Below are 23625 nucleotides of genomic sequence, written 5' to 3' on the forward strand. Positions count from 1 at the left end.
GTTATCTTTTTATAATTACAAATCCTTTTAATTTGTCGAAATTATGCGGGCCATTAATATCAAATTGAAAGAAGTAAGTCCCTTCTGGCAATACATCTGCACCCATTTTAGTTTTTTTATTGGCTATACCTCTAAAGACATTAGTGGTATTATTATAATTTTCAATTTGAAAGACCATATCTCCCCAACGGTTAAAAATAGTAACGGTGTTGCTTGGGTTATCCTCTATACCTTCAATATGCCAAAATTCATTAATGCCATCATTATCTGGTGAAAAACCATATTTAACATCATTTTTTGGAATTGTTAATGTGGTAAACACACTTTCTGTACAACCTTGGGCATCACCGTCAATGTTGTATGCTGTAACAGTGACGTAGTACGATTGGTTTTGAAGTAAGTCTTGAATTAAATTATACGAGGTTGCGTTACCTACGTCTTCATTATTTACGATATCAGTTCCTCCAGATGTAGAACCTATGGAGAGGGTGTAACCATCAGCGGTAGGAACAATGTCCCAGTCAATACTGGTATCTAAAGCAACGTCAGTCTCATTATGGATTGGGTTAATTAATGTTGTACATGTCGGTGGGTATAGTAATGTTTCTGTAACAAACGATTCCTCAGTACAGCCTGTTGCATTACCAACCGTGTTATATGGTGTAATGGTTACAAATACCGTTGACGTTTCTGGCAAGTACAACGCCAAGTCGTAAGTGATGACGTTTCCAACATCTTCATTATCTAAAATATCAGTCCCACCTGTAGTTGTTCCCACAGAGATTATGTATCCAGTCGCATCTGTTGCAGCAGTCCAACTTAAGTCCGTAGTTATGTCTACGTTTGTAGCATTGTTTAACGGTGTCGTTAAAGTCGTACAGTTAGGCGGTGTTGGTAGAGTTTCTGTAGTAAACGATTCCTCAGCACATCCCGTGGCATTACCTACTGCGTTATATGGTGTAATAGTTACATATATCGTTGATGTTTCCGGTAAATCAGATGCTAGGTCGTAAGTGATGACGTTTCCAACATCTTCATTATCTAAAATATCAGTCCCACCTGCAGTTGTTCCTACAGAAATAATATATCCAGTGGCATCTGTTGCGGCAGTCCAACTTAAGTCCGTAGTTATGTCTACGTTTGTAGCATTGTTTAACGGTGTCGTTAAAGTCGTACAGTTAGGCGGTGTTGGTAGAGTTTCTGTAGTAAACGATTCCTCAGCACATCCCGTAGCATTACCTACTGCGTTATATGGTGTAATAGTTACATATATCGTTGATGTTTCCGGTAAATCAGATGCTAGGTCGTAAGTGATGACGTTTCCAACATCTTCGCTATCTAAAATATCAGTTCCACCTGTAGTTGTTCCCACAGAGATTATGTATCCAGTTGCATCTGTTGCAGCAGTCCAACTTAAGTCCGTAGTTATGTCTACGTTTGTAGCATTGTTTAACGGTGTCGTTAAAGTCGTACAGTTAGGCGGTGTTGGTAGAGTTTCTGTAGTAAACGATTCCTCAGCACATCCCGTGGCATTACCTACTGCGTTATATGGTGTAATAGTTACATATATCGTTGATGTTTCAGGTAAATCTGATGCTAGGTCGTAAGTGATGACGTTTCCAACATCTTCGTTATCTAAAATATCAGTCCCACCTGTAGTTGTTCCCACAGAGATTATGTATCCAGTTGCATCTGTTCCAGCAGTCCAACTTAAATCCGTAGTAATATCTACGTTTGTAGCATTATTTAACGGTGTCGTTAAAGTCGCGCAGTTAGGAGGTGTTGGTAATGTTTCTGTTGTGAACGATTCCTCAGTACAACCCGTTGCATTCCCTACTGCGTTATATGGTGTAATAGTTACATATATCGTTGATGTTTCCGGTAAATCAGATGCTAAGTCGTAAGTGATGACGTTTCCAACATCTTCATTATCTAAAATATCAGTCCCACCTGCAGTTGTTCCTACAGAAATAATATATCCAGTGGCATCTGTTGCGGCAGTCCAACTTAAATCCGTAGTAATATCTACGTCTGTAGCATTATGTAATGGATTAGTTAAAGATGTACAATTAGGCGGTGTTGGTAATGTTTCTGTTGTGAACGATTCCTCTGTACAACCCGTTGCATTCCCTACTAAGTTGTAAGGAGTAATCGTTACAAAAATAGGTGACGTTTCAGGTAAATCAGATGCTAGGTCGTAAGTGATGACGTTTCCAACATCTTCGTTATCTAAAATATCAGTACCACCTGTAGTTGTTCCTACAGAAATAATATATCCAGTCGCATCTGTTGCAGCAGTCCAACTTAAGTCCGTAGTGATGTCTACGTTTGTAGCATTGTCTAACGGTGTGGTTAAAGTAGTACAGTTAGGCGGTGTTGGTAGAGTTTCTGTAGTAAACGATTCCTCAGTACATCCTGTGGCATTACCCACTAAGTTGTAAGGGGTAATGGTTACAAAAATAGTTGCCATTTCTGGTAAATCTGATGCTAGGTTATAAGTGATGACGTTTCCAACATCTTCATTATCTAAAATATCAGTACCACCTGTAGTTGATCCTACAGAAATAATATATCCAGTGGCATCTGTTGCGGCAGTCCAACTTAAGTCCGTAGTAATATCTACGTTTGTAGCATTGTTTAACGGTGTTGTTAAAGTAGTACAGTTAGGCGGTGTTGGTAATGTTTCTGTTGTGAACGATTCCTCAGTACAGCCTGTCGCACTAGCTACCGCGTTGTAAGGTGCAATCGTTACAAATATGGTAGACGTTTCAGGTAAATCTGATGCTAAGTTGTAAGTGATGACGTTTCCAACATCTGTAAGTGCAAGAATATCAGTCCCACCTGTAGTTGTTCCCACAGAAATGGTATAACCAGTTGCATCGGTTATAGCTGTCCAGCTTAAATCCGTCGTGATGTCTACGTCCGTAGCGTTGTGTAACGGAGCAGTCAGAGTGGTACAAGTTGGAGGGTCTGTAGATGCAGAATCTCCTGTTCTAAAACTTTCTTCAGTACAACCTATGGCATCACCAACCGCGTTGTACGGTGTGATGTTTACAAAAATTAAACGATTAGTGTTTAAGTCGTCAGGAAGATCGTAAGTGGTTACATTTCCAACATCAATATTATTAAGAATTTCAATACCGCCACCAGTAGTACCTACTGAAAGTAAGTAACCTGTGGCATTAGGTACGGGATTCCAGCTAAAATCAGTATCTATTGAGACATCTGTAGTACCATCTAAAGGTAATGTTAAGCTGGTACACTCTGGAGCAACAGGAATAGTTTCTGTGGTGAAACTCTCTTCGGCGCATGTTATAGCATCTCCAATAGTGTTATAAGGTGTTATTTGCACATAGATTATAGTGTTTTCAGGAAGGCCTGAAGCTAATTGATAGGCTGTTACATTAGCAACATCAATGTCATTTAGTATGTCACTACCTCCTGACGTTGTTCCTACTGTAATTCTATAGCCATCGGCATTGGCAATTGGTTCCCATTCTAAATCAGTATCTACAGATATGTCTGTACTCCCATGTAATGGTAATGTTAAGGTTGTACAATCGGGAACTGTTGGTGTGCTATTGTTGATAATAGTAAAACTTTCCATTGTACAGGCTAACGGCTCTCCTTCATCATTAAAAGGAGTAATTGTAACTTGTACTAGTTCACCTCCTGAAAAATCTGATAAAAATTGATAAGATGTTTCTGTGACCGTTTCATTATCCACTAATAAGACGTTTCCAGGTTGCGTTACGACTGTTAGTGTATAGCCTCTAGCATAAAGTGCGCGTTCCCAAGTAAGATTTGTATTAACAGGGACATCTATGTCTCCATTTGCTGGCGAAATCAATTGAGTACAAGTTGGTATTGGGCAGTCTAAAATATCTCCTGTAAATGTCCATCCATATGTATCAATCATAGATTGCCTGTGTGTTTGGGCATCACAATACAGTAAGGTCTGGGCACCAAGGTTTATATTGTAATTTACGACTAGCTCAGACCAGGCAATTAAAGTCGCATCATAATTTTCTCTAGATAATGCGGTGTAATCCAGCATGTACTGCATGTCGGTAACAGGGCTAACATCCCAAGCAGACAATGGCTGGTTAAAAGACGTGGCATTACTAAACATGTATTTCATATTTGTGGTTCCAATAATCCAATCGTCTAAATTTTGATCGAAAGCTGTTGCGTTTCTAAACATAGAAATCATATTAGAAACATTGGTAACTCTCCAACTATTAAGCGTTTGGTTGAAGGCTATGGCGTCATAAAACATTTCTTCCATAGTAATAACCCCTCTTACATTCCAACCGTCGATAGTTTCATTAAAAACGCTAGCGCCTCTAAACATCTCTTCCATAGTCAGTACAGAGGCCACGTTCCATGAATTCATGGTTTGGTTGTAGCTGATAGCATTTTTAAACATCGCTTCCATTGTGGCGACAAAAGAAACATTCCAGATATCTATATTTTGGTTAAAAGCAGAGGCACCACTAAACATTTCGGCCATGGTTAAGACTTCTCCAGTGTTCCAATTGTTTAATGTCTGATTAAAAACAATAGCATTTTTAAACATGCTTTTCATATTGGTTACAGAAGCTACGGTCCAGTCATTAATTGGTGAGTTAAAAGCGCTTGCGTTTTCAAACATAGAAGGCATTAAAGTAACAGAATTAACAATCCAATCGTTTAAGTCTTGGTTAAATACCAGGGCTTTTTCAAACATAGAAGTCATGTTGGCAACAGCACTAACCTCCCAAAGGTCTAATGGTTGATTAAAGGCTTCTGCGCTTTCAAACATAGAGGTCATATCTACTACAGAATTGACGTCCCATCCATTTAATGGCTTGTTAAAGGCTTTAGCACTTTTAAATGTTGATGCCATATTTATAACATTGGTAACGTTCCAGGCGCTAATATTTTGATTAAATGTTACTGCGCTTTCAAACATAGATTGCATGTTAGTTACCGCAATTGGAACCCAATTATCTAAAGGCATATTGAAGTTGGTAGCACTTTCAAACATAGAACTCATGTCGGTAACGGCAGTGACACTCCAACTATTAATATTTTGGTTAAATGCTGTCGCATATTCAAACATAGAGGACATGTTGGTCACGTTGTTAACAGTCCAAATATCTATTGGTTGATCAAAAACTGTTGCGTTGTTAAACATAGATTCCATGTCGGTTACAGAAGTCACATCCCAACCGAGTAGTGGTTGGTTGAATAAACTAGCTCTATAAAACATCTGTCTCATGGTGGTTACGGCACTCACGTCCCAGCTATTGATATTTTGGTTAAATGCACTAGAAGATGAAAACATTGTGGACATATCTGTAACATTACTTGTAATCCAATGGTCTAATGGTTGATCAAAATCGCTTGCACTAGAAAACATAGATGACATATTGGTCACGTTGGAAACATTCCAATCATTTAAAGGCTGGTTAAAGTCACTTGCACTTTGAAACATACTAGACATGTCTTCAATATTACTAACATCCCAATCGTTTATATTACCATTAAAAAGATTGGCAGAACCAAACATACGATATGTCGTTGTTACCTGTGACAAATCGGGTAGGTCTGTAGCGTTATATTCCATATTTTTACAATAATAGAACGCGTTTTTCATTGATTGCCATTGTTGGGTTCCCCATTGATCTATAGAAAGTAATTTTTGATTGTCTCGCGCAAAATTAGAATAGTAATGTGCTGGGTAGTCTCCAATAATACTGATGGTATAAATACCAGGGACAAGGTAAGTATGGGTAATACCTCCAGTCACATTATTGTTAAATTGATTATCTCCCCAGTCTATAGAGTAATTATAAGTTAGGTAATCTGGATAACTAGAATTAGCATCTATTCTAAGTTGATTATCATCACTAGTATAGCTTTGTGATATACTGGTGTCTATTGTAATTTTAAAGGCTGTAGGGTCATTAATCCAACTAGATATAACGCTAAAACTTTCTTCTGTACATCCTGTAGCATCTCCATCTGTTGCATTGTAAGGCACTACCGTTACGTAAACAGTGTCGCCAGGTGTTAAATCTGATGTCAAGTCTAAACCAGTTACATTACCTACATCTAGGTCTGTTACTATAGCAGTAACGACACCACTATTTTCTATTCGATAACTAATTTTATAACCTGTAGCTCCCGGAACCATTTCCCAAATTATATCTGTATTTGATGGGGCGCTAGTATCACCATTAAGAGGAGAAACCAAAGACGTACAAAGCACAAATGAACAGTTTATAATATCGTCATTGATTATCCAATTAGAGTTATCAATTAGATTTTGTCGTTGATCCCTGCTATCGCAATAATTTAATCCTTCAGCACCAAGAGTCACGTTATCTCTTACCGATTGAGCCTCCCAACCTATTAGTGTGTTATCGTAATTAGTTTGAGACAAACCAGAATCATCTAGCATGTCAGACATGTTTGAGACGTTACTTATGTTCCAAGATGCTAAGCTTTGGTCAAATGCCATTGCATTTCTATACATGCTAGACATATTGGTTACGGAGGACGTGTCCCAGTCATTTAATGGCTGATTAAAAATTGTAGGGTTAGCAGTAGAGGAGTAAAACATATATGACATGTTGGTTACTTCTGAAGTAGTCCAACCATTTAAAGGTTGATTAAAAACACGTGCAGCGTTAAACATAGAGCTCATGTTTTTAACCTTACTAACATCCCATATTTCAAGAGGTTGGTTAAACGTGGTAGTTGATGCAAACATAGAACTCATATCTGTTACTTTGCTAACATCCCAACTTGTAATAGCTTGGTTAAACGCATTTGTAGAACGAAACATATTATTCATATTAGTAACATTACTAACAATCCAACCTGTAATATCCTGATTAAATAGATAAGCAGCTTCAAACATTGATTGCATATCAACAACATTACTAACATCCCAAGTTGTAATATTCTCATTAAATTGAGTTGCGCCATCAAACATCGATTCCATATCTGTAACCGCAGTAACAATCCAACTATTTAAAGGTTGATTAAAATACCGGTTATCCCTAAACATGAAACTCATGTTGGTCACATTGCTAACGTCCCAATCGTTTATTGGCTGGTTGAATCTAGTACATCCATCAAACATATGAGACATATCGGTCACGTTGCTAACTATCCAACTGTTTAGGGGTTGGTTAAAGCCTGTGTTTTTATAAAACATATAAGACATATCTTCTACATTACTTACATTCCAAATTTCTATAGGTTGATTAAAATCTGCATCGCCAAACATATAAGACATGTCAGTTACATTATTAACTAACCAACTACTTAATGGAAGGTTAAAAGTGGTCTTATAAAACATGTAAGACATATCCGTTACATTACTAACTTCCCAACCATTTATACTTTGATTAAATGCCGAAGCAGAATAAAACATTTTAGACATGTTTGTTACCTGTGCTGTATTCCAATTGTCTAGAGGTTCGTTAAAGCTTGATGTACGAAAGAATGTTTCGGACATATCTGTTACGCTTCCTGTATTCCACAAGTCTAAAGGTCTGTTAAAGGTCGTAGCGCCATAAAATAGACCTGAAAGATCTGTAATAGTGCTTACATTCCAATGGTTGATAATACCGTTAAAAGATGCAGCATTTTTAAACATATTTTTAAGCGTGGTTACTTGTGATAAATCAGGAGCACCTATGGCGTCAAAATTTAAATTTTCACAACCATAAAAAGCATTTTCCATGGTTTGCCATTGGATATTACCCCAATTTAAAATCTCTATAATTTTTAATTTATCACCTTGATCATTAAAATATATGGACGGGAAAGTTCCGTCAATCGTTATGGTGTAGGTATTTGGAGTCGCATAGGCATGGGTAATATCACCTGTAACTCCTGTGTCCGTTTGTCCATCTCCCCAATCTACATTATAATTATAGGTGTACGCTGGATTTGTTGGTATTTCAATTTCGTTAATAGCAGAAGTCCCTGTATCTGTATTTGACGTATTCCAAAGCGATGAGAATTCGGTTTGTGAAAATGAAGTGAGGCTTAAAAATAAAAAGAGTAAGGTAATCGTGTGTTTCATGAAATAAAATTTTAAAAAAGCGGCAAAATTAATTTTAAATTTTGAGACTAAGTGCTTTGTGTTTTGTTCTTTCACCAAAAACAGTCCATTTGTTTGAAAGTAATTAGTCTCTGGTAATTGATTAGATATTGACGTTTAAATCTAACGGTTTTAGGTATGTTTTATCCCCAACCATATTTTTGGTCGTCTAATATAAATTTGCTCATTAATCTAATAAATAGACCTCCTGTACCAAAAGCTATTTTATCTTGCTCTGGAAAAGCATCATTATCTTCAACAATTAAACCATGGTCCGCTATTATAAAGACAGGCTCTCCTAAAGCGTTTTTTTGTTCATGATCCCAGATAATCCAATTTTGACCGGCATCACAAAACCCTTGATGTCTGTCTTCGTCACCTTCCAATTCTTCCATCATAAATTCGGAGGAAGGCGCGTCTCCATCATATCCATAAAAGTCTATAGCATCAGGTACGCCATCACCAAATCGTATCATATTATGCATTTTGACCACCGTTTTATAAGACTCAGGCACTGCAAATGGGGTTGCTTTAAAATCGCCTTGATAAGGTGCTCCAAAGGTTATGATGACTTCATCGTCATCCTCGTTTTTAAAAGCGATCTTTAGCTTCTCATCATAGTGTATAGCTACAATTTTAGTGGCAATTGTTTTTAGTGTTTCAAGGCATGGCGTGGTTAAAGCCCATGGTTTAAAATAAGTAATAAAAGCAGTTTTTAATTCTGCGTCTTCTAGCAAGGATAATTCTTTTAGTGTCATATTTTTAATGTAGCATGTTTCAAAATGCAAAGGTCCTGTTCTTTAAATAACTTTAATACCCTGAATTCAGTGAAAAATGAAATGGTCAAGATTTTAATATTATAGACGTGATTTTTTGAAGAAAAAAAAGTCTTAAAAGGATCAGAACACCTGAGCATTATATTTAACATCAATCTTAGACGTTTAGCTTGTGTTTATGCTTAGTAATTGTAAAATATTTATATTTTACACTTTTGGAATCAAACAAACGATTAATAACAAAAAACATACTGCAGTAAAGCAAAATTTATATCAACCGATACCATCAAGAGCACTCGCCTAAACCTTTATTCAATAACTTTGCGCAACAAATCTGAATTATGACAAAAAAAACTGAGACCTATTCTAGACAATTGAAGTATTTACTAGTTTTAGGTGACGAAATTATAAAAGAGGACGGCATCTTTAGAGAAGGCCTATTTTTTTCCAAACTCCGGGAATTCACAAACTTTTATAAGGAAATAAAATCACCCGTGTCAGAAATTATAGAGGAGAAAAAAAAACATATATTATCAAATTATCCTATAGTTTTACAAACTGATTTAAAATTTGTTAATTACCAGTATCCAGCATTACCTATTTTTATTTTAATGCTAGTTTTCCCTATGTTTGCATTGGGTTATTTTATTCTAAAATATCGTTATGTAAAAAAAACAAAATCCAAATTAAGAGTACTGTTACAAAACCTCTCATCTATTAATTTAATAGTTGAGAACAATACGTTTAAAAAAAACTAACACCACCACCTTATAAAACTGATATAGACTTAATAACTAAATCAAAGATAATTACACATTTGTAACATCGGATCTCCCCAAAAAAAAGCCTTGCAGACAAACCCATATTTATTCTGGCACATAAACGATCCACCATTAACAAAAAAACTACCAAAATATGAAAAACATAATTTTAGTATTACTATTAATCGTAACATTTAGCTGTTCTGAAGACCATAAAACAGACCAACAATTACTAGAAAATGATAAAAAAGAACTAGTAGAAAACCTAGACTCTTATAAAGTGGCTACTTACAAATTTGGTAAAATACTAATTAGAGCTTCAGCAGAAAAAAATACTATATCACCAGAATTTCAATCTTTTAAATCTGACCTTGATAGAATTTTCAATAAAGTAGTCAAATATGATTTAGAAAACCCTGAAAACTTATCAGTACTAGATTACATTTCCATTTATCGTGATTATAAAAACATGGAAAATTTTATAATGGAAACCGACGAAGATATTTTCCCGACTTTAATAGATGCTTTTAATGTAACTTATGGAGACTCTGTTAGCAAACAAAGAGAATACCTAAAAGGGGCTGATAAAGTATATACTGAAAACATTGAGCACTCTGTTTTAAGTGCCATTGTAATTTTAAGCAAAGATTTAGGAAAAGAAGTCTCACTTTATGAATGCTCTAAAACACACCCAGAATTGCTTCCTGATTCCGAAATAAAAACATTATTACAGTATTTTAGAGGATTCTTATTTTACGAAAAAGGATTATACTATTTATCAGAAGATGAGATTACAAGAAATATAGACTGGTTAAACCATAATCAAGAAGTCGATTTACCATACACAAGAGCTATGTTTCAATGGGGGAATCTCAACAACAAACAAACCCATATAGGTTTTCACTCTTTAAATCACTTATTTAGAGGATTTGACAGATTAATGATGGAAAGGGAAGTTGACGAAAAACGGGCTTTAGAAGATTTTGAAATGTTTTTGAAAGACGCTAAAGAAATTGGGCTGGATAATGAAATTGTTTGGTCTATTGAAACCTACTTATATTTAAAAAATGAGGACAACGAAAAAGCTATTGCAGCATTAACAAAACTTAAAACAAGTAAACTACTTACTTCTGGCGATAAAGAAAAAATTGATGAATCTATTAAATATCTAAAAAACAGAAAACCAGGCGAAGTCCTAAACAGCTTTTACGATAAATATTTTTTAAGCAAAATCGCTACAAAATATATGTTTTCAATTTTATCAAAAATAGATTGGGAAGAAGTAATGAAAGAACAAAATATAACCCACACAGAAGAAATTTTTCAAACCATAGAAAATTTTAAAACGCTTATAGCAAACTTAGAAAAATACTCAAGTACAGAAAATTTAAAAGTTACGGGAGAGGAAATTAAAAATAAAGGGGAAAGCCTGTGGAATAAAGTAAAAGGATTAGCCGAATAATAATTACATAGAGGTAACATCATATAAAACTATAGCCTAGTGGCGGACGACTTATAAACATTTCCCCTAAATATTATATCTGCGATTTATTTACTAAATTAGTTGCTTAACTACGCACCTAATTTGACACAAACTCGTTTTGCTGTATTATAAAAAATATGAAGACACTCTATATCATCCTTTATTTAATTCCAATTCTTACGTTTAGTCAAATACCTGAGATTACAGGAACTGCAATTGACACTTCAAACTATGTGTTCGTCAGATCAAAAATTAGGATGCAATCCATATTTATAAAAAATGACTCAACCAATGTCAAATATTATTACAATAGAGCGCTGTTGTATAAAGAAATTCATGATTATAAATCAGCACTTAAAGATTTTAACAAAAGCGTAAAGCTATATCCAACTGAATTCACGATCTACTATTACCGAGGCGCTACTTATGACCGTTTGGGAGAATACGATAAGGCTATTTTAGATTTTAATAAAGCTCTAGAACTAAATCCTAATTTTGAATGGGGTTACGTTGACAGAGGAATGATGTATTTTGTAACTAAAGCATATGCAAAAGCAGAGATTGATTTTAAAAAAGCTTTAGAGCTAAAACCAGATTGGACGTTACCATTAACAAATTTGGGGAAAGTCTATTTTGAACAGAATAAATTTGATGAGGCCATCACCCATTTTAAAGCAGCCATTAACAGCGATTCTAAAAATTATCTAGCCTATCAAAACCTTGGTTTTACCTATTTTTCACAGAAAGAATATGATTTGGCTATTGAAAGTTATTCCAAAGCAATAAACCTGTTCCCAAAATACTATAATGCGATAAGAAGTCGGGCTGATGCAAAAAAAGAAAAAGGAGATGTTAATGGTTTTTGTGAAGATGTAAAACTAGGGGCTAAACTTGGTGACGCAAAGGCAATACTCTATTTAAAAACCGATAATGATTGTGGACTATAACAGCCTATTTAACAAATAGTATTTAACCGTTAGATCAATATCTGTTTATTAAGTCGCCAAACCAAAACGTATCACTTGCCATCTACCAACGTGTCCTACAATCAACGTAAATCCAACATAAACAAACACGCTAGCAAAGCAACACTACGCATCCTGACTGTCATTCTATTTACCAATACCACAAATAGGACAGAGGCTTAAATAACTGCTGTCACCACCATGAAAAACATAACATTTGTATTAATAATTCTTATTTTTTTTGGGTTTATCAAAAAAAAGAATGTTACATTAAGTAAAAAAAAAGAAACTGAGGTCTTACTGGACACCACTTCAAATGGCAAATTTTTAAAAATTTACACCACACTTGATGACAATTATTCACAGAGCATAACAGCTGAATATGGTATTGAAAAAATAAGACATAAAATTGACTTACTACCTATTGTAAAACATCACACACACCGCCTACCTTTCTATACTAAAGTTAATTGGGTCTCAGAAAAAAGCTTTGCTATTGTAGATGGATGTGGAACCGAATGTATCTTCGCTATAATTTTTAATATCGAAAAGGACAAACCATATATCCAACCAATTCTCTATTACCCCAATAAAGCTAATTCTGATTTTAAAACTGACAACCCTAATTTATGTATTGCGCCTATCGCAGCTTATGGAAACACCCCTTCTTTTGCAATTGTTGATATTGACAGTCAAAAAAAAGACACGATTAATCTACCAAACCACTGGCTTCGTGAACTTAATACCATTTACAATTGTGTTGATCAAATAAAAATTGAAAAATCTAAGATTGAAATAACACAAAATCAAGACAACGGAAAGATTAAAAAAATGCAGAAAGAAATAATTTTAAAATAAACAAGAAACTATTTTAATCACCTTTTCTTAAATTCAACTAATAAACATTAACAGATTACTTCCATTAAAAAACGATATATTGATTTAATATAAAAACATGAAAAAACACCTCTATTATCTTCTCTTATTTACTAGTAACCTGCTAATTAGTCAAAACGGAAACTGCGATATTACCGACTCTGATTCTTGGATTTTTACAGATGCAAAAGGAAACAATTTAACAATCTATACTAACAAGCAAGACAATACTAAAGCCTACTATGATAGTGAGTTTTTTGTATCTGACAAAAAAAATATTTGTGATTTTTATAGAGCAACAAACCAATACAAGATTGAAAGTTTAAAAGACACACTAAATATTTATGAAATCTACAACTTATGTCTAGGTGAAAATTTTGAATGCAAAAGCACTAAAATTACTAAAAAATCATATTTTTTTAAGGACAGTATATACCAAAGTAAAACCGTAAATGTAATTCCTAGTATCACTGAAATTCCGCAACACACCATAGACAACATTCACAACACCATTGATAATATGTCTATTTTTAGAACAAGTGACGTCAACGAAAACTTAAAAAACATCAACCTTTTTATCAAAAAGCTTGAAAAATTAGCCATATATGGCGACTTAAAATCTTTTATAAAACTTGTCGAATTAAATAAATATAATAACCCAGAATTATCCTATAGTGCTAGAAAAGCTGTTAGTATTGTTATGGATTTAATTTATTTAAACACAAAAAAGGACGCTACCCAACAACAAATCTCGAATTATCTAATTTATGGGAGAGGAAAATAAATAGTTTATAACCCGCATTAAATTATTAAAAAGAATCAAGATAAAAAAAGAAAAGGGGCACTACTAAATGTAGTATGCCATTAAATACAAAACCAATGAAACCATTACAAACCAAATCTATTTCAAAACTAGTATTAACCTTTCTTTTGTTTAATTTTATGAGCTGCGATGCTCAAAACGACATAAAAAATAATAAAATAATCGCTTTAAACGAATTAATTCAAATTTTTTATCAATTGACCGACATTGATCTAGAGCAATTAGACCAAAGAAAAAAAACCACAGGAGACGACCATTTTGAAAAATTGAAAAATTCGATTTCCAAAGAAAATTTAAACACAAAAACAATTCAACTTTTTAATCAATATTTTAGCGATAAAGAGATTGACGACTTATATCTAGACACTAAAAAAGCGGCAGCACAACACCAAAATAGAAATTTATTAGATCCCGAGCCAAATCAATTTAAATCAAACCTTTCTTCAGAACTAAAAATAAAAAAAGATACAATCTACCCAAAACTGTTTGATGAGGGCTACACAGCATTTCAAAATTTTAAACAGCAATTATATGTATTAGATTCTATTAACTACGACATCACAGCTAGTAAAAACAAAGCACGGGCGTCCCATAAAGCGTATAACACACCAAATGGAATATATGAAGCGTTAAGCTTCGCGGAAAATCAAAATAAGGAAGACTATTTAAAATCTATCACGATTAAAGACCTTCCTGGTGTGCCCCTAACCTATACTAATTTAAAAAAATTAACGATCACGCCACAACAAGGTTCGGGTTTGTTTTATTCCATACAGATTATTTTTAACAACGAAGATTCAAAAGCATTATCCGTTTTAAGTACTAATAACATAGGAAAACCATTAGTAATTATAATCGATAAAAAAATAGTAATGGCACCTTTTCTGATGAGCGCTATTGACAATGGAGAACTATCAATAAGCGGTAATATGAGTTACAATAAAGCTAGAACAATGGTAGACAACATCAAAAATAGTCAGTAAAAAACACAAACAAATTAAACTACTCCAATTTCCTTTATATTTAAACGCCACCTTTTCCATAATTTAACATCTATTAAACAGTAATAATAGCTATTAAAAACCAACCAATGAAACAGTACATAATTGTACTATTAATTAGTTTTACGAGTATCAATAGTGCGAAGTCGCAATTCTTTAAAAATAACGTTATTTATACGACTGGCGAATTAAACTTAGGGAATTACATTGGGGTAGATTTGAACTTAAATTATGTTACTGACCACAATTATTCCCTTAAGATTGGCTATACCGGAAACATAAGAAAACCAAAGTCGCAACCTGAAAATTACAGCTCAGGAGTATCTGGAGTATTTGCTTTGGGATTTAACGATCCTTACGATCAAATTGAAAATTACCAAATTGGAATAGGTAAAATTTACAATCTAAATCCAAGCGGAACTATTAGAGCAAACGTATCTCTTGGTTTAGGCTACACTATTGTAACAACCCCACAAAATTGGCAAGAAAATAACGATCGCTTTTTCACCAAGAATTACACGTGGGACTATAACAAGCAAAACACTGTAAGCCTGGTCATAAATCCTAAAATAGAATTCCCTTTGACACGCTTTTATGGCTTAACCTTGTCACCAATGATCATTTTAAACAAACACAGCTCCTACTTTGGGATTGGTATTGGTATTGTACATATGATTGGTGCTTTACGATAAAACAACTGAATAAAAAAAGCACCCATCTTAACGATTAAAACATCAGGAATAAGCTTCTGTTTTTAAGTTTTAGCCATGTACATCTAAATATTTCTTAGTGTTATTTTTTATTGTTTTACACATAACGTTACTCCACTAAAAAACCTAAAAAAAGAGTCCTAAATCTATCATTCCTCATCACGTCTTTTTATAAGCACGTCGGCACGACACACTCCAAAACTTACCGCAATTGAAAGACATAAAATGTAAGCAAACTGTTTAATTTCACTGAATACCGTGTGTTTTGTTTTTACAAATACCAATAATTTTGAACCCGCATTACACTAGCATTGCAACTGCTAGCCAAAAAGTCGAATAAAAATCATATCACGTAAAAACAAAATGCTAGTTCTAGGAAAAACAAAACCCATAAAAAAAACAATTGTGCTATTACTTCTAATTAGTTACGCTTGTAAAGAACAAAGAAAAGAAAACGTAAACGTATTACATACAGATACTGAAAAACTAAATTTAAAAGGACGAATAAAAAGCAGAACGGGCTATGCTATTAAAGATAGCGTCAAAACCATTACGTTTAAGGATAATTTTAATGAGATCGGGTTTTTAATCGAAAGAAATATTTATAATTTTTATGGTAATGTTTGGATCAACGAAACCTATGATTACAAAAATAACATGCTAAATAAAATTAGCAGCCACTTTCCTAAAGACAACACACTAAACATCAAGCAATACACACACAACGGTAACATTACTACAATCCATCATTATGAAAACACTGCTGCTACTATCTCAGAGATAGAAAAATTTGACCTTACTAAAAACAAGATTTACCACGCTTTTATCACCGACCAAGATACCCTGTCAACTTTTTTCAAATATGATCACGCAAATAACCTGATTAGCGAAACCCTTTATGCTAATAATCAACAACTAATCGAAGATACAAAACACACATTTAACGACTACAATTTACAGGTAAAAACAGAGAAAAATAACATTAATTGTTCTGGAGAAAACACCTATTATAATGTCTCTTATTTGTATGATGACACTAATAATAAGATTGGCATAAAGACCTATAAAAATAATATTTTGGAGTCCGAAGAAAAAATCATTTATAACAACAAAAAAAATATTGAACACCAGTTTTTTAATAAAAACACAGGAACAAAAATAATTACATATACGTATGACAGCAAAGAAAATATAATAACCGAGCAACATGAAGACTTAGTAACAAACCGTATTGACAACACAATATATTTAATTGAATATTACGACTAGAAATGCAAAAAACTATATTAAAAAGTATCACGCTACTACTAATTAAAATCTTATCTATAATTAGCCTTCTATTATTGATTGCTGGTTACATATTCGACTCAATATTAGGTTTCTTAATTGGATTTCCTATATATTTATTATTGTACTACTGCTTGGTGTTTATAATACTTATCGCCACCGATAATAGCAGAAAAAAAAGACTATTAGAAACAATCATTGTAATACTACTTTTTATTCCTTTAGCTTGGGCTATTATCGATTTTGAGGGCCTCTTTAATTTTTTATTATCTGGTGTTTCATTAGAAAAAAGATAATTTAGAGACTTAAATATAAAAGAAAACCCTAAAATCGTTACAGTTTTGCAACAAGGTATTTCAAATAATAACATTATTTAAATTAAAAATAACTCCAATTTAAACCGATAACAAAAACACAATCATGACAATAGAACTCCTTTCAAATTTAGACTCAGAGACAGCCATTTGTGACACACTAAACAACTTAATTACAAGTATAAAAAAGGATAAACTATTAGCTGAAATAAAAAAAACAAACTACCTAGACCTCAACTTTGGAATAGAGATAAATGATCAATTTTCTCCTTTTCAAGTAAAAAGTAAACCGATACCAGATTATTTTATGAATGGAGATGCCTTATTTTTAAAAGAAGATAGTGACGCTGCTTTTTTTGAAGCGGCTTGTGCTTTTCCTGAATCCATAAAATTAGTTGTTACTTTATTAAACCTAATTATTACACATAACTTAGATGTTGGCAAATATAACATCCCATACAAAGATGAAGAACAAACGTTTGGTCTAACTCCTGCAATCGCTTTAATTAGAAAGGACAGCAAGTACTGTAACCTATATGCCAAATTTTTAAAAACATTAAACATGGATCACACGGTTTATGAATCTACAGGATTACTATACGCTTTTGAAACCTATGGCTGTAATTTAGATACCATATCACTATTAGCTGTCAGTTTGTTTTCTGCAAGTAATCAGCACTCCGAAGAAACTTTGAGTTATTTACTAAAAGAATACCCTATAAACACCTATTTAGACCGTCAAACTAATCTTGATGCCACCTACCATGTACTATTGGAAGACTTTAATCAAGTACACTACAGTCATAAAGCATTCTATGCAACCCTATATCTTGAAGCTAGTAAAGCTGACGCAAACGTTTTAACGGTATTCAACAAAATAAACCGTTTTTATAAAACAACTACTTAATTTTTATGGATTCAGAACTCTCCAGAATATACATCGGTATTGGCGCAGGTATATCCCTTTGCGCCTTACTTATCTATAGCTATACAGGTATGGCTTATACAAAAACACTGTTTATAGTACTAATTGCCATTGGATTAATTCTATCCTTTTTGGGTGGCGGTTTATTAAGTTGGGGAAAAAGCTACCAACCACAAAATTTTTTTATTTGTTTGTTTATATTCTGTATTGCACCAATAGCATTTGCCAGTTTGATGCACTACTATATTATTGCCACATTAAAAACGCATGGTCTTTTAACGCCACTAAATGTCCTCCTGTTTTTTTGTAGCATAACCCTACTTGTTATTTATATTAAATACTATGAAAAATATAACTGGAAAACATATTATATACAAGAAGAACAACAATTAGATATAGACATCTTGTCTAGCAAACTATTAGGCACAAAACCATATTTGTATGATAGTTGGTTTAGGCACAAAGCGCATCTTTTTAATCTTGATCGGGTTAATGACAAGAAGAAAAGATGGGATAGCATGGATTACCAAAGCGTCGGAATGCCAAACGGACTAAGAATCACTTATTTTTCAACAAAAGAACAACAATTATATCAAGCAGAATTTACATTTTCTAAACAAAAGATAAGACATCTAATGGGATTTGGTTTACTATTTCCGCTTAATAGGCTTCAAAAATATAATCATATTAACATGCTGTTTTTTACCAAAGGAGACCTCACGCTGCAATTAGGAAATGAAAAAAATGACATTAATTTTTTTGACGGTGTTTGTACGCCTATCACAGCTGAAAAATTATCTACGCAAGAAACAAGAAACTTTGAAAAATCAAACATAGACCATCAGTCTAATACATTAGAAAACAACATAACGACAACCGAAAACCTGAAACTACTTAGAAAGCAAAAAATAAACATTAGACATACTATTACTGGTTTAACTAAAAAAATTAAATCTATTAGTGTGATTACCACTAATGGAGAACGCTACGTTTTAAACAGAAAAAACTGGAACGGCAATATTTTATCAAAAACACAAGCCCCAATAGCCATAATTAATTTGATTATCATCAATAATAAAGGCCAAAAATTAAGCTGGGAATATGTTTATAATATCGACGACATAGCCTCTCACTTTAAAATAAACAATACAAAGCAGGTTACAACTTTAGACTATAAATTTGATTTATTTAGTACCACAGATCACTTATTACGCGCTTCTAGTTTTGAATACATAAACGGAGAGAAAAACGAATTTAAATTAGATAAAACAACCATAAAAATCATAAAATAATGCCTTTAAAAAAAAGGATAGTAAAAAAAATAACACCATTTACCTATATGCTTATTTTAATAACTGCTCTGGGCAACGCTCAGGTAAACATTGACAAACCAAAAATGAAAATTATAGATTACAAATACGGTGCTATTATTGAATTAACACCAAATAATCCTATCTCCATTAATGATTCTTTAACCCTTGAATTAACTTATTTTACACATAAAAGACCATATATTGGCGGTCCAACAAAAGCTACAGCAACAGTAATAGCATCTACAAACACGAAGTCCAAAGAATTAAACCTGTCTATTTATGGTGTAGAAGGCAAATCGCAATCTGAAGATGGTTATACCGAAACCAACCGCTATAGCTCTGACTATTGGATGGACTATCATTTTCAATTAAAAACATTCAATTACGACAAGGCTATTGACATTATAATTCTTAAAAAACAAAACGAATAACCTCAACAGCACTCCAACCTACCGAATACAAAACCAATAACACACAAAAAAAGCACGTCTAAAACGCGCTTTTCTTAAACTTTAAACTAACACACTACCACTCTCAAATACATAGCGTTGTAACTTCTGCAACGTTTCTACTTTATCGCTTGTGTTTATTAATAACGAGATGTTATTATTACTACCACCATAAGAAATCATACGGACGCTGACATCTTGTAAAATCTGAAATAAATTTGGTGTATCGGCATGAAAAATTATAGCATGCCCCACCAAACAAACAATACTCATATAATCATCCACCTCTACCACTGCAAACTTATTAAGCTCGTCAACAATAGCGTCTAGATGTGTGGTATCATCAATGGTTAACGACACCGCAATCTCTGATGTTGTAATCATGTCTATAGCGGTTTCGTAACGTTCAAAAATCTCAAAGACTTTCTTTAAAAACCCATGCGCTAATAACATTCTAACCGACTTAATCTTTATTGCCGTAATCCCATCTTTAGCCGCAATAGCTTTAATCCCTTCGCCATGTACTTGATTGGTAATCAAAGTGCCATGTGCTTCTGGTGCCATGGTGTTTTTTAAGCGCACCGGAATATCAAAAGCGCTAACAGGCATCACTGTTTGTGGATGCAATATTTTGGCTCCAAAATAAGCCAACTCTGCAGACTCGTCAAAAGACAAATTAGAAATCGCTTTGGTATGCTCTACAAATCTAGGATCGTTATTATGAAACCCATCAATATCTGTCCAAATCTGTACTTCGTCGGCTTTTAAAACCGCCCCAATAATCGTAGCCGTATAATCACTTCCGCCGCGTTGCAAATTAGCGATATTCCCCTCGGCGTCTCGACTAATAAAACCTTGTGTGATATAAATCTCTGAATCTCGCGTTTCTGCTATAATTCGGTTTAAATTCTGCTGAATATAAAAGTTATCAGGTTCGTTTGTTTTATCAATTCGCATAAACTCTAACGCCGGTAATAACGACGCGCTCACCCCTTCTTGTTCTAAATAATGACTAAAGATAAACGTGGACAATAATTCGCCTTGAGCGACAATCTGATTATACAATAACACGTCGTATGACTTATTAACCAACACCTCTAATGTATTAAACACATCATTAACATACACAAAAACGGTTTTGTACAGTTCTTGGTTGGTAATAAATGCTTTTATAGTCTTGTTATAGGTATTTCTAAGGGCATCGATAACAATTAAAGCATCTTCTGGATGTCCGCTTTTAATATACTCCGAAATTTTGACCAATGCATTAGTTGTGCCCGACATTGCTGACAATACCACTACTTTTTTCTGTCCATCAGTAATGATGTTTTTTACATTAATCATGTTTTCTATTGATCCAACAGACGTCCCTCCAAATTTTAATACCAACATATTATTTCAATTTTATAAAACGAAATTAGTTAGCAATGGTCTGACTACCATAAAATTGAAAAAATTAGACTATTTTTACACAAATTGTTAAATAGTTAACAGAATGAAAACGATTGCCGCTTGTGTTGAAGACATATTAATGACACAACCCTTCTTGGAAGAAGCCTTATCTAGGAGTATTATTAACTATTCTGCTTTAGCGGAAGAATTAAATGCACCCATAAGCACCATGTTACGTAAACCCGTTAAATCTGGCGCAATTATGATGGCTTTACGCCGATACAATACACCAAACACGTTGCGACACTCCTTAAAACTAAAAAGCACGCTACAAAAACTGGGAGACATTACCGTCCGCTCTAACTTAAGTGATTTTACGTTTCAAAACTCAGAAACCTTAATACAGAGTCATACTAAGGTTTTAGAACAAGTTGAAACAAATAAAGATATTTTTTACGCGTTTACAAGAGGGATTTATGAGAGTAACATCATAATATCTAGCTCAGAAAAAAAGGTGGTTTTAAAATGTTTTGCTACTGAAAATCAAATTGGTCTGCAGGAAGGTTTATCTGCCATAAGCGTACGCTTACCACAAGACAACTCTAAAATATCAGGATTATACTATCAGATATTTAAACGCTTGGCTTGGGAAAATATTCCAATTTATGAAGTGGTATCAACCACCAACGAGTTTACCATCTTAGTAGAAGACCATGTGGTTGATAAAGCGTTTTCTGTAATTAAAAACCTAAAAAACTAAGGGGTCACGATAGTTAATTCTCCTGACTCTAAAGCCTTTTCATAATTAGCCTCAGCAGACGACTGTAAGCCGAAAAATTTTGTATCATCCTTCTTTTTAATAATCACATAGGTCACGTTATCTTTATTGACAATTTCCTCAACTATAATTACGTTACCAATAACAGGGTTATAACTTGCTAGTTTACCGCGTTTGACTAATATATTTAATCTTGGAAAACTGATATGATTATACGATTCTCCTGATGGTGCTTCCACGATTAACTCATCACCAACCGTTGGCTCATTTTGAGCAAAAGTGACCACACAAATACAAATAAATGACAGTGTTAATACTAATTTCTTCATGATCTCAATTTTAAGTTATTACACAAATTTAAGAACTAAAATTTACAATATCAAGCCTTTTGTAAAATCAAATTAGCCCCAATAAATCCAATAATGGCAGGTAACACCCAACCTAAACTGTGTTTTGCAAACGGGATTATCGCAATTACTTTTGTTAAACCTTCTGAAGGACTTAAAAACCCCAATACATCAGGAATACTAAACACAAACGTTAATAAAACTACCACTCTAAACACTAGACTAGACGCATATTTGTTTGGTATCGCATTTAATAAAATAAGCACAATAGTTATTGGATAAATAAACAATAACACTGGTAACGCCACAACTATAATAGTATTAAAATCTAATTGTCCAACCACAACTCCAAAGACACTGGCCACAACTGCTGTAATAACGTAAACCGTTTGCGAGTCATTGATTAGTCCTTTAAAATAATCTGCGGTACCAGTAACAATACCGACTGCTGTAGTAAAACATGCCAATGCAATTAGCACACTTAATACGGCATACCCAAAACTCCCCAAAGCCTTAACACTAATTCCTGTTAATAAATTAGCCCGTTGCATATCGCTATTTAAGGTACTATTGATATCAATTTCTCCTCCGTATGAGGCTCCAACAGCAATTAAACCTGCATATATAATAAACAATCCTAGGCCTGCAATAAGCCCAGATTTTTTAATTAAATCCTTTTTAGCCTCAAAAGAAGCATCTGTTTTTAAATTAATAGAGATAATAATAACCGCACCAACCACCACTGCAGCAATGGCATCAAAGGTTTGATATCCCTCTAAAATCCCACTAACAATTGGTGTATCCATCGTCGTCGGATTAGTGATCATTTGTGTCGAATATAATCCGATCCCAATAACCAATAATAAAATAATAACAATAAATGGCGTCAGATATTTACCTATTATATTTAATATTTTAGAGCGGTTTAAAGCAAAAATTAACACTAAAATAAAGTAGATACTACTGGTTAATAATGGCGAGGTCCCAAAGTTAGGGTGTATGGCAATCTCATGCGTTGCCGATGCCGTACGCGGCGACGGAATAGCAACCGCTATTAAATAAATTAGTATACAGTAAATAAAACTAAACGTTGGTGATACTTTTTTACCAAAGTCATACAAAGTCCCTTGTAATTTGGCATGTGCATAAATACCAATAATTGGTATCGCTACCGCTGTAATGATAAAGCCAAGGGTTACCCAAAACCAATTTTCGCCAGCATTATAACCTAATAATGGTGGTAATAATAAATTTCCTGCTCCAAAAAACAGCGAAAACAAAGCGAAGCTTGTTATTAGAAGGTCTTTTGTTTTATTCAAAA

Annotated in this window: 18 protein-coding genes; 13 read left to right on the top strand and 5 right to left on the bottom strand. The window is 33.7% G+C overall.

What is annotated here, in order from left to right; genetic code table 11:
* Position 1 precedes the first annotated feature (1 nt).
* The gene (locus E9099_RS05900; protein WP_136582768.1) at positions 2 to 8086 is read right to left on the bottom strand and encodes a BspA family leucine-rich repeat surface protein; all 8085 of its coding nucleotides are present in this window, start codon (positions 8084 to 8086) and stop codon (positions 2 to 4) included.
* 161 nt (positions 8087 to 8247) lie between these two features.
* Positions 8248 to 8862 (bottom strand): hypothetical protein, encoded by a 615-nt coding sequence (locus E9099_RS05905; protein WP_136582769.1) that lies wholly within the window; start codon positions 8860 to 8862, stop codon positions 8248 to 8250.
* Positions 8863 to 9221: 359 nt separating this feature from the next.
* Here E9099_RS05905 and E9099_RS05910 point away from each other — a divergent pair, with 359 nt between their 5' ends.
* The 12 genes from E9099_RS05910 (at position 9222) to E9099_RS05965 (ending at position 19769) form a co-directional block, all read left to right on the top strand.
* Entirely contained in the window at positions 9222 to 9638 is a 417-nt protein-coding gene (locus E9099_RS05910) for a hypothetical protein (protein ID WP_136582770.1), read from the top strand.
* A gap of 157 nt (positions 9639 to 9795) precedes the next feature.
* Entirely contained in the window at positions 9796 to 11103 is a 1308-nt protein-coding gene (locus E9099_RS05915) for a short-chain dehydrogenase (RefSeq protein ID WP_136582771.1), read from the top strand.
* A gap of 158 nt (positions 11104 to 11261) precedes the next feature.
* Positions 11262 to 12071: a tetratricopeptide repeat protein gene (locus tag E9099_RS05920; protein WP_136582772.1), complete on the top strand. Its 810-nt coding sequence runs from the start codon at positions 11262 to 11264 to the stop codon at positions 12069 to 12071.
* Positions 12072 to 12290: 219 nt separating this feature from the next.
* On the top strand, positions 12291 to 12947 hold the full coding sequence (locus tag E9099_RS05925) for a hypothetical protein (protein ID WP_136582773.1): 657 nt from the start codon (positions 12291 to 12293) through the stop codon (positions 12945 to 12947).
* A gap of 97 nt (positions 12948 to 13044) precedes the next feature.
* On the top strand, positions 13045 to 13749 hold the full coding sequence (locus E9099_RS05930) for a hypothetical protein (protein WP_136582774.1): 705 nt from the start codon (positions 13045 to 13047) through the stop codon (positions 13747 to 13749).
* A gap of 95 nt (positions 13750 to 13844) precedes the next feature.
* Positions 13845 to 14771, top strand: a complete 927-nt coding sequence (locus E9099_RS05935; RefSeq protein ID WP_136582775.1) for a SecDF P1 head subdomain-containing protein — start codon at positions 13845 to 13847, stop codon at positions 14769 to 14771.
* A gap of 107 nt (positions 14772 to 14878) precedes the next feature.
* Positions 14879 to 15481, top strand: coding sequence for a hypothetical protein (locus E9099_RS05940; RefSeq protein WP_136582776.1), 603 nt, complete (start codon positions 14879 to 14881; stop codon positions 15479 to 15481).
* A gap of 381 nt (positions 15482 to 15862) precedes the next feature.
* Positions 15863 to 16768: a hypothetical protein gene (locus tag E9099_RS05945; protein WP_136582777.1), complete on the top strand. Its 906-nt coding sequence runs from the start codon at positions 15863 to 15865 to the stop codon at positions 16766 to 16768.
* A 2-nt stretch (positions 16769 to 16770) separates the two neighbouring features.
* On the top strand, positions 16771 to 17082 hold the full coding sequence (locus tag E9099_RS05950) for a hypothetical protein (RefSeq protein ID WP_136582778.1): 312 nt from the start codon (positions 16771 to 16773) through the stop codon (positions 17080 to 17082).
* Positions 17083 to 17206: 124 nt separating this feature from the next.
* Positions 17207 to 18007, top strand: coding sequence for a hypothetical protein (locus E9099_RS05955; protein WP_136582779.1), 801 nt, complete (start codon positions 17207 to 17209; stop codon positions 18005 to 18007).
* 5 nt (positions 18008 to 18012) lie between these two features.
* The gene (locus E9099_RS05960; protein ID WP_136582780.1) at positions 18013 to 19317 is read left to right on the top strand and encodes a hypothetical protein; all 1305 of its coding nucleotides are present in this window, start codon (positions 18013 to 18015) and stop codon (positions 19315 to 19317) included.
* A gap of 104 nt (positions 19318 to 19421) precedes the next feature.
* Positions 19422 to 19769 carry a hypothetical protein gene (locus E9099_RS05965; protein ID WP_136582781.1) on the top strand — a complete coding sequence of 116 codons (348 nt, stop codon included), beginning with the start codon at positions 19422 to 19424 and terminating at the stop codon, positions 19767 to 19769.
* 81 nt (positions 19770 to 19850) lie between these two features.
* On the opposite strand, the gene E9099_RS05970 is transcribed toward E9099_RS05965, so the two are convergent.
* Positions 19851 to 21179, bottom strand: coding sequence for an aspartate kinase (locus tag E9099_RS05970; protein WP_136582782.1), 1329 nt, complete (start codon positions 21177 to 21179; stop codon positions 19851 to 19853).
* Positions 21180 to 21282: 103 nt separating this feature from the next.
* Between E9099_RS05970 and E9099_RS05975 the strand changes: the two genes are divergently transcribed.
* Entirely contained in the window at positions 21283 to 21939 is a 657-nt protein-coding gene (locus tag E9099_RS05975; RefSeq protein ID WP_136582783.1) for a hypothetical protein, read from the top strand.
* Here the strand turns inward: E9099_RS05975 and E9099_RS05980 are convergent.
* Both E9099_RS05980 and brnQ read right to left on the bottom strand, forming a co-directional pair.
* Positions 21936 to 22286, bottom strand: a complete 351-nt coding sequence (locus E9099_RS05980) for a hypothetical protein (protein ID WP_136582784.1) — start codon at positions 22284 to 22286, stop codon at positions 21936 to 21938. The two genes, E9099_RS05975 and E9099_RS05980, sit on opposite strands and share 4 nt — an antisense overlap.
* Before the next feature lie 50 nt (positions 22287 to 22336).
* On the bottom strand, positions 22337 to 23623 hold the full coding sequence (gene brnQ / locus E9099_RS05985) for a branched-chain amino acid transport system II carrier protein (protein ID WP_136582785.1): 1287 nt from the start codon (positions 23621 to 23623) through the stop codon (positions 22337 to 22339).
* Between the last annotated feature and the right edge of the window lie 2 nt (positions 23624 to 23625).

Origin of the sequence: Psychroserpens sp. NJDZ02, from assembly GCF_004843725.1 — a bacterium.
GTDB lineage: Bacteria > Bacteroidota > Bacteroidia > Flavobacteriales > Flavobacteriaceae > Olleya.

What these genes read in the sequence shown, in the direction of transcription:
- E9099_RS05900 (WP_136582768.1), bottom strand. Translation starts at nt 8,086, where the DNA reads ATGAAACACACGATTACCTTACTCTTTTTATTTTTAAGCCTCACTTCA.
- E9099_RS05905 (WP_136582769.1), bottom strand. Translation starts at nt 8,862, where the DNA reads ATGACACTAAAAGAATTATCCTTGCTAGAAGACGCAGAATTAAAAACT.
- E9099_RS05910 (WP_136582770.1), top strand. Translation starts at nt 9,222, where the DNA reads ATGACAAAAAAAACTGAGACCTATTCTAGACAATTGAAGTATTTACTA.
- E9099_RS05915 (WP_136582771.1), top strand. Translation starts at nt 9,796, where the DNA reads ATGAAAAACATAATTTTAGTATTACTATTAATCGTAACATTTAGCTGT.
- E9099_RS05920 (WP_136582772.1), top strand. Translation starts at nt 11,262, where the DNA reads ATGAAGACACTCTATATCATCCTTTATTTAATTCCAATTCTTACGTTT.
- E9099_RS05925 (WP_136582773.1), top strand. Translation starts at nt 12,291, where the DNA reads ATGAAAAACATAACATTTGTATTAATAATTCTTATTTTTTTTGGGTTT.
- E9099_RS05930 (WP_136582774.1), top strand. Translation starts at nt 13,045, where the DNA reads ATGAAAAAACACCTCTATTATCTTCTCTTATTTACTAGTAACCTGCTA.
- E9099_RS05935 (WP_136582775.1), top strand. Translation starts at nt 13,845, where the DNA reads ATGAAACCATTACAAACCAAATCTATTTCAAAACTAGTATTAACCTTT.
- E9099_RS05940 (WP_136582776.1), top strand. Translation starts at nt 14,879, where the DNA reads ATGAAACAGTACATAATTGTACTATTAATTAGTTTTACGAGTATCAAT.
- E9099_RS05945 (WP_136582777.1), top strand. Translation starts at nt 15,863, where the DNA reads ATGCTAGTTCTAGGAAAAACAAAACCCATAAAAAAAACAATTGTGCTA.
- E9099_RS05950 (WP_136582778.1), top strand. Translation starts at nt 16,771, where the DNA reads ATGCAAAAAACTATATTAAAAAGTATCACGCTACTACTAATTAAAATC.
- E9099_RS05955 (WP_136582779.1), top strand. Translation starts at nt 17,207, where the DNA reads ATGACAATAGAACTCCTTTCAAATTTAGACTCAGAGACAGCCATTTGT.
- E9099_RS05960 (WP_136582780.1), top strand. Translation starts at nt 18,013, where the DNA reads ATGGATTCAGAACTCTCCAGAATATACATCGGTATTGGCGCAGGTATA.
- E9099_RS05965 (WP_136582781.1), top strand. Translation starts at nt 19,422, where the DNA reads ATGAAAATTATAGATTACAAATACGGTGCTATTATTGAATTAACACCA.
- E9099_RS05970 (WP_136582782.1), bottom strand. Translation starts at nt 21,179, where the DNA reads ATGTTGGTATTAAAATTTGGAGGGACGTCTGTTGGATCAATAGAAAAC.
- E9099_RS05975 (WP_136582783.1), top strand. Translation starts at nt 21,283, where the DNA reads ATGAAAACGATTGCCGCTTGTGTTGAAGACATATTAATGACACAACCC.
- E9099_RS05980 (WP_136582784.1), bottom strand. Translation starts at nt 22,286, where the DNA reads ATGAAGAAATTAGTATTAACACTGTCATTTATTTGTATTTGTGTGGTC.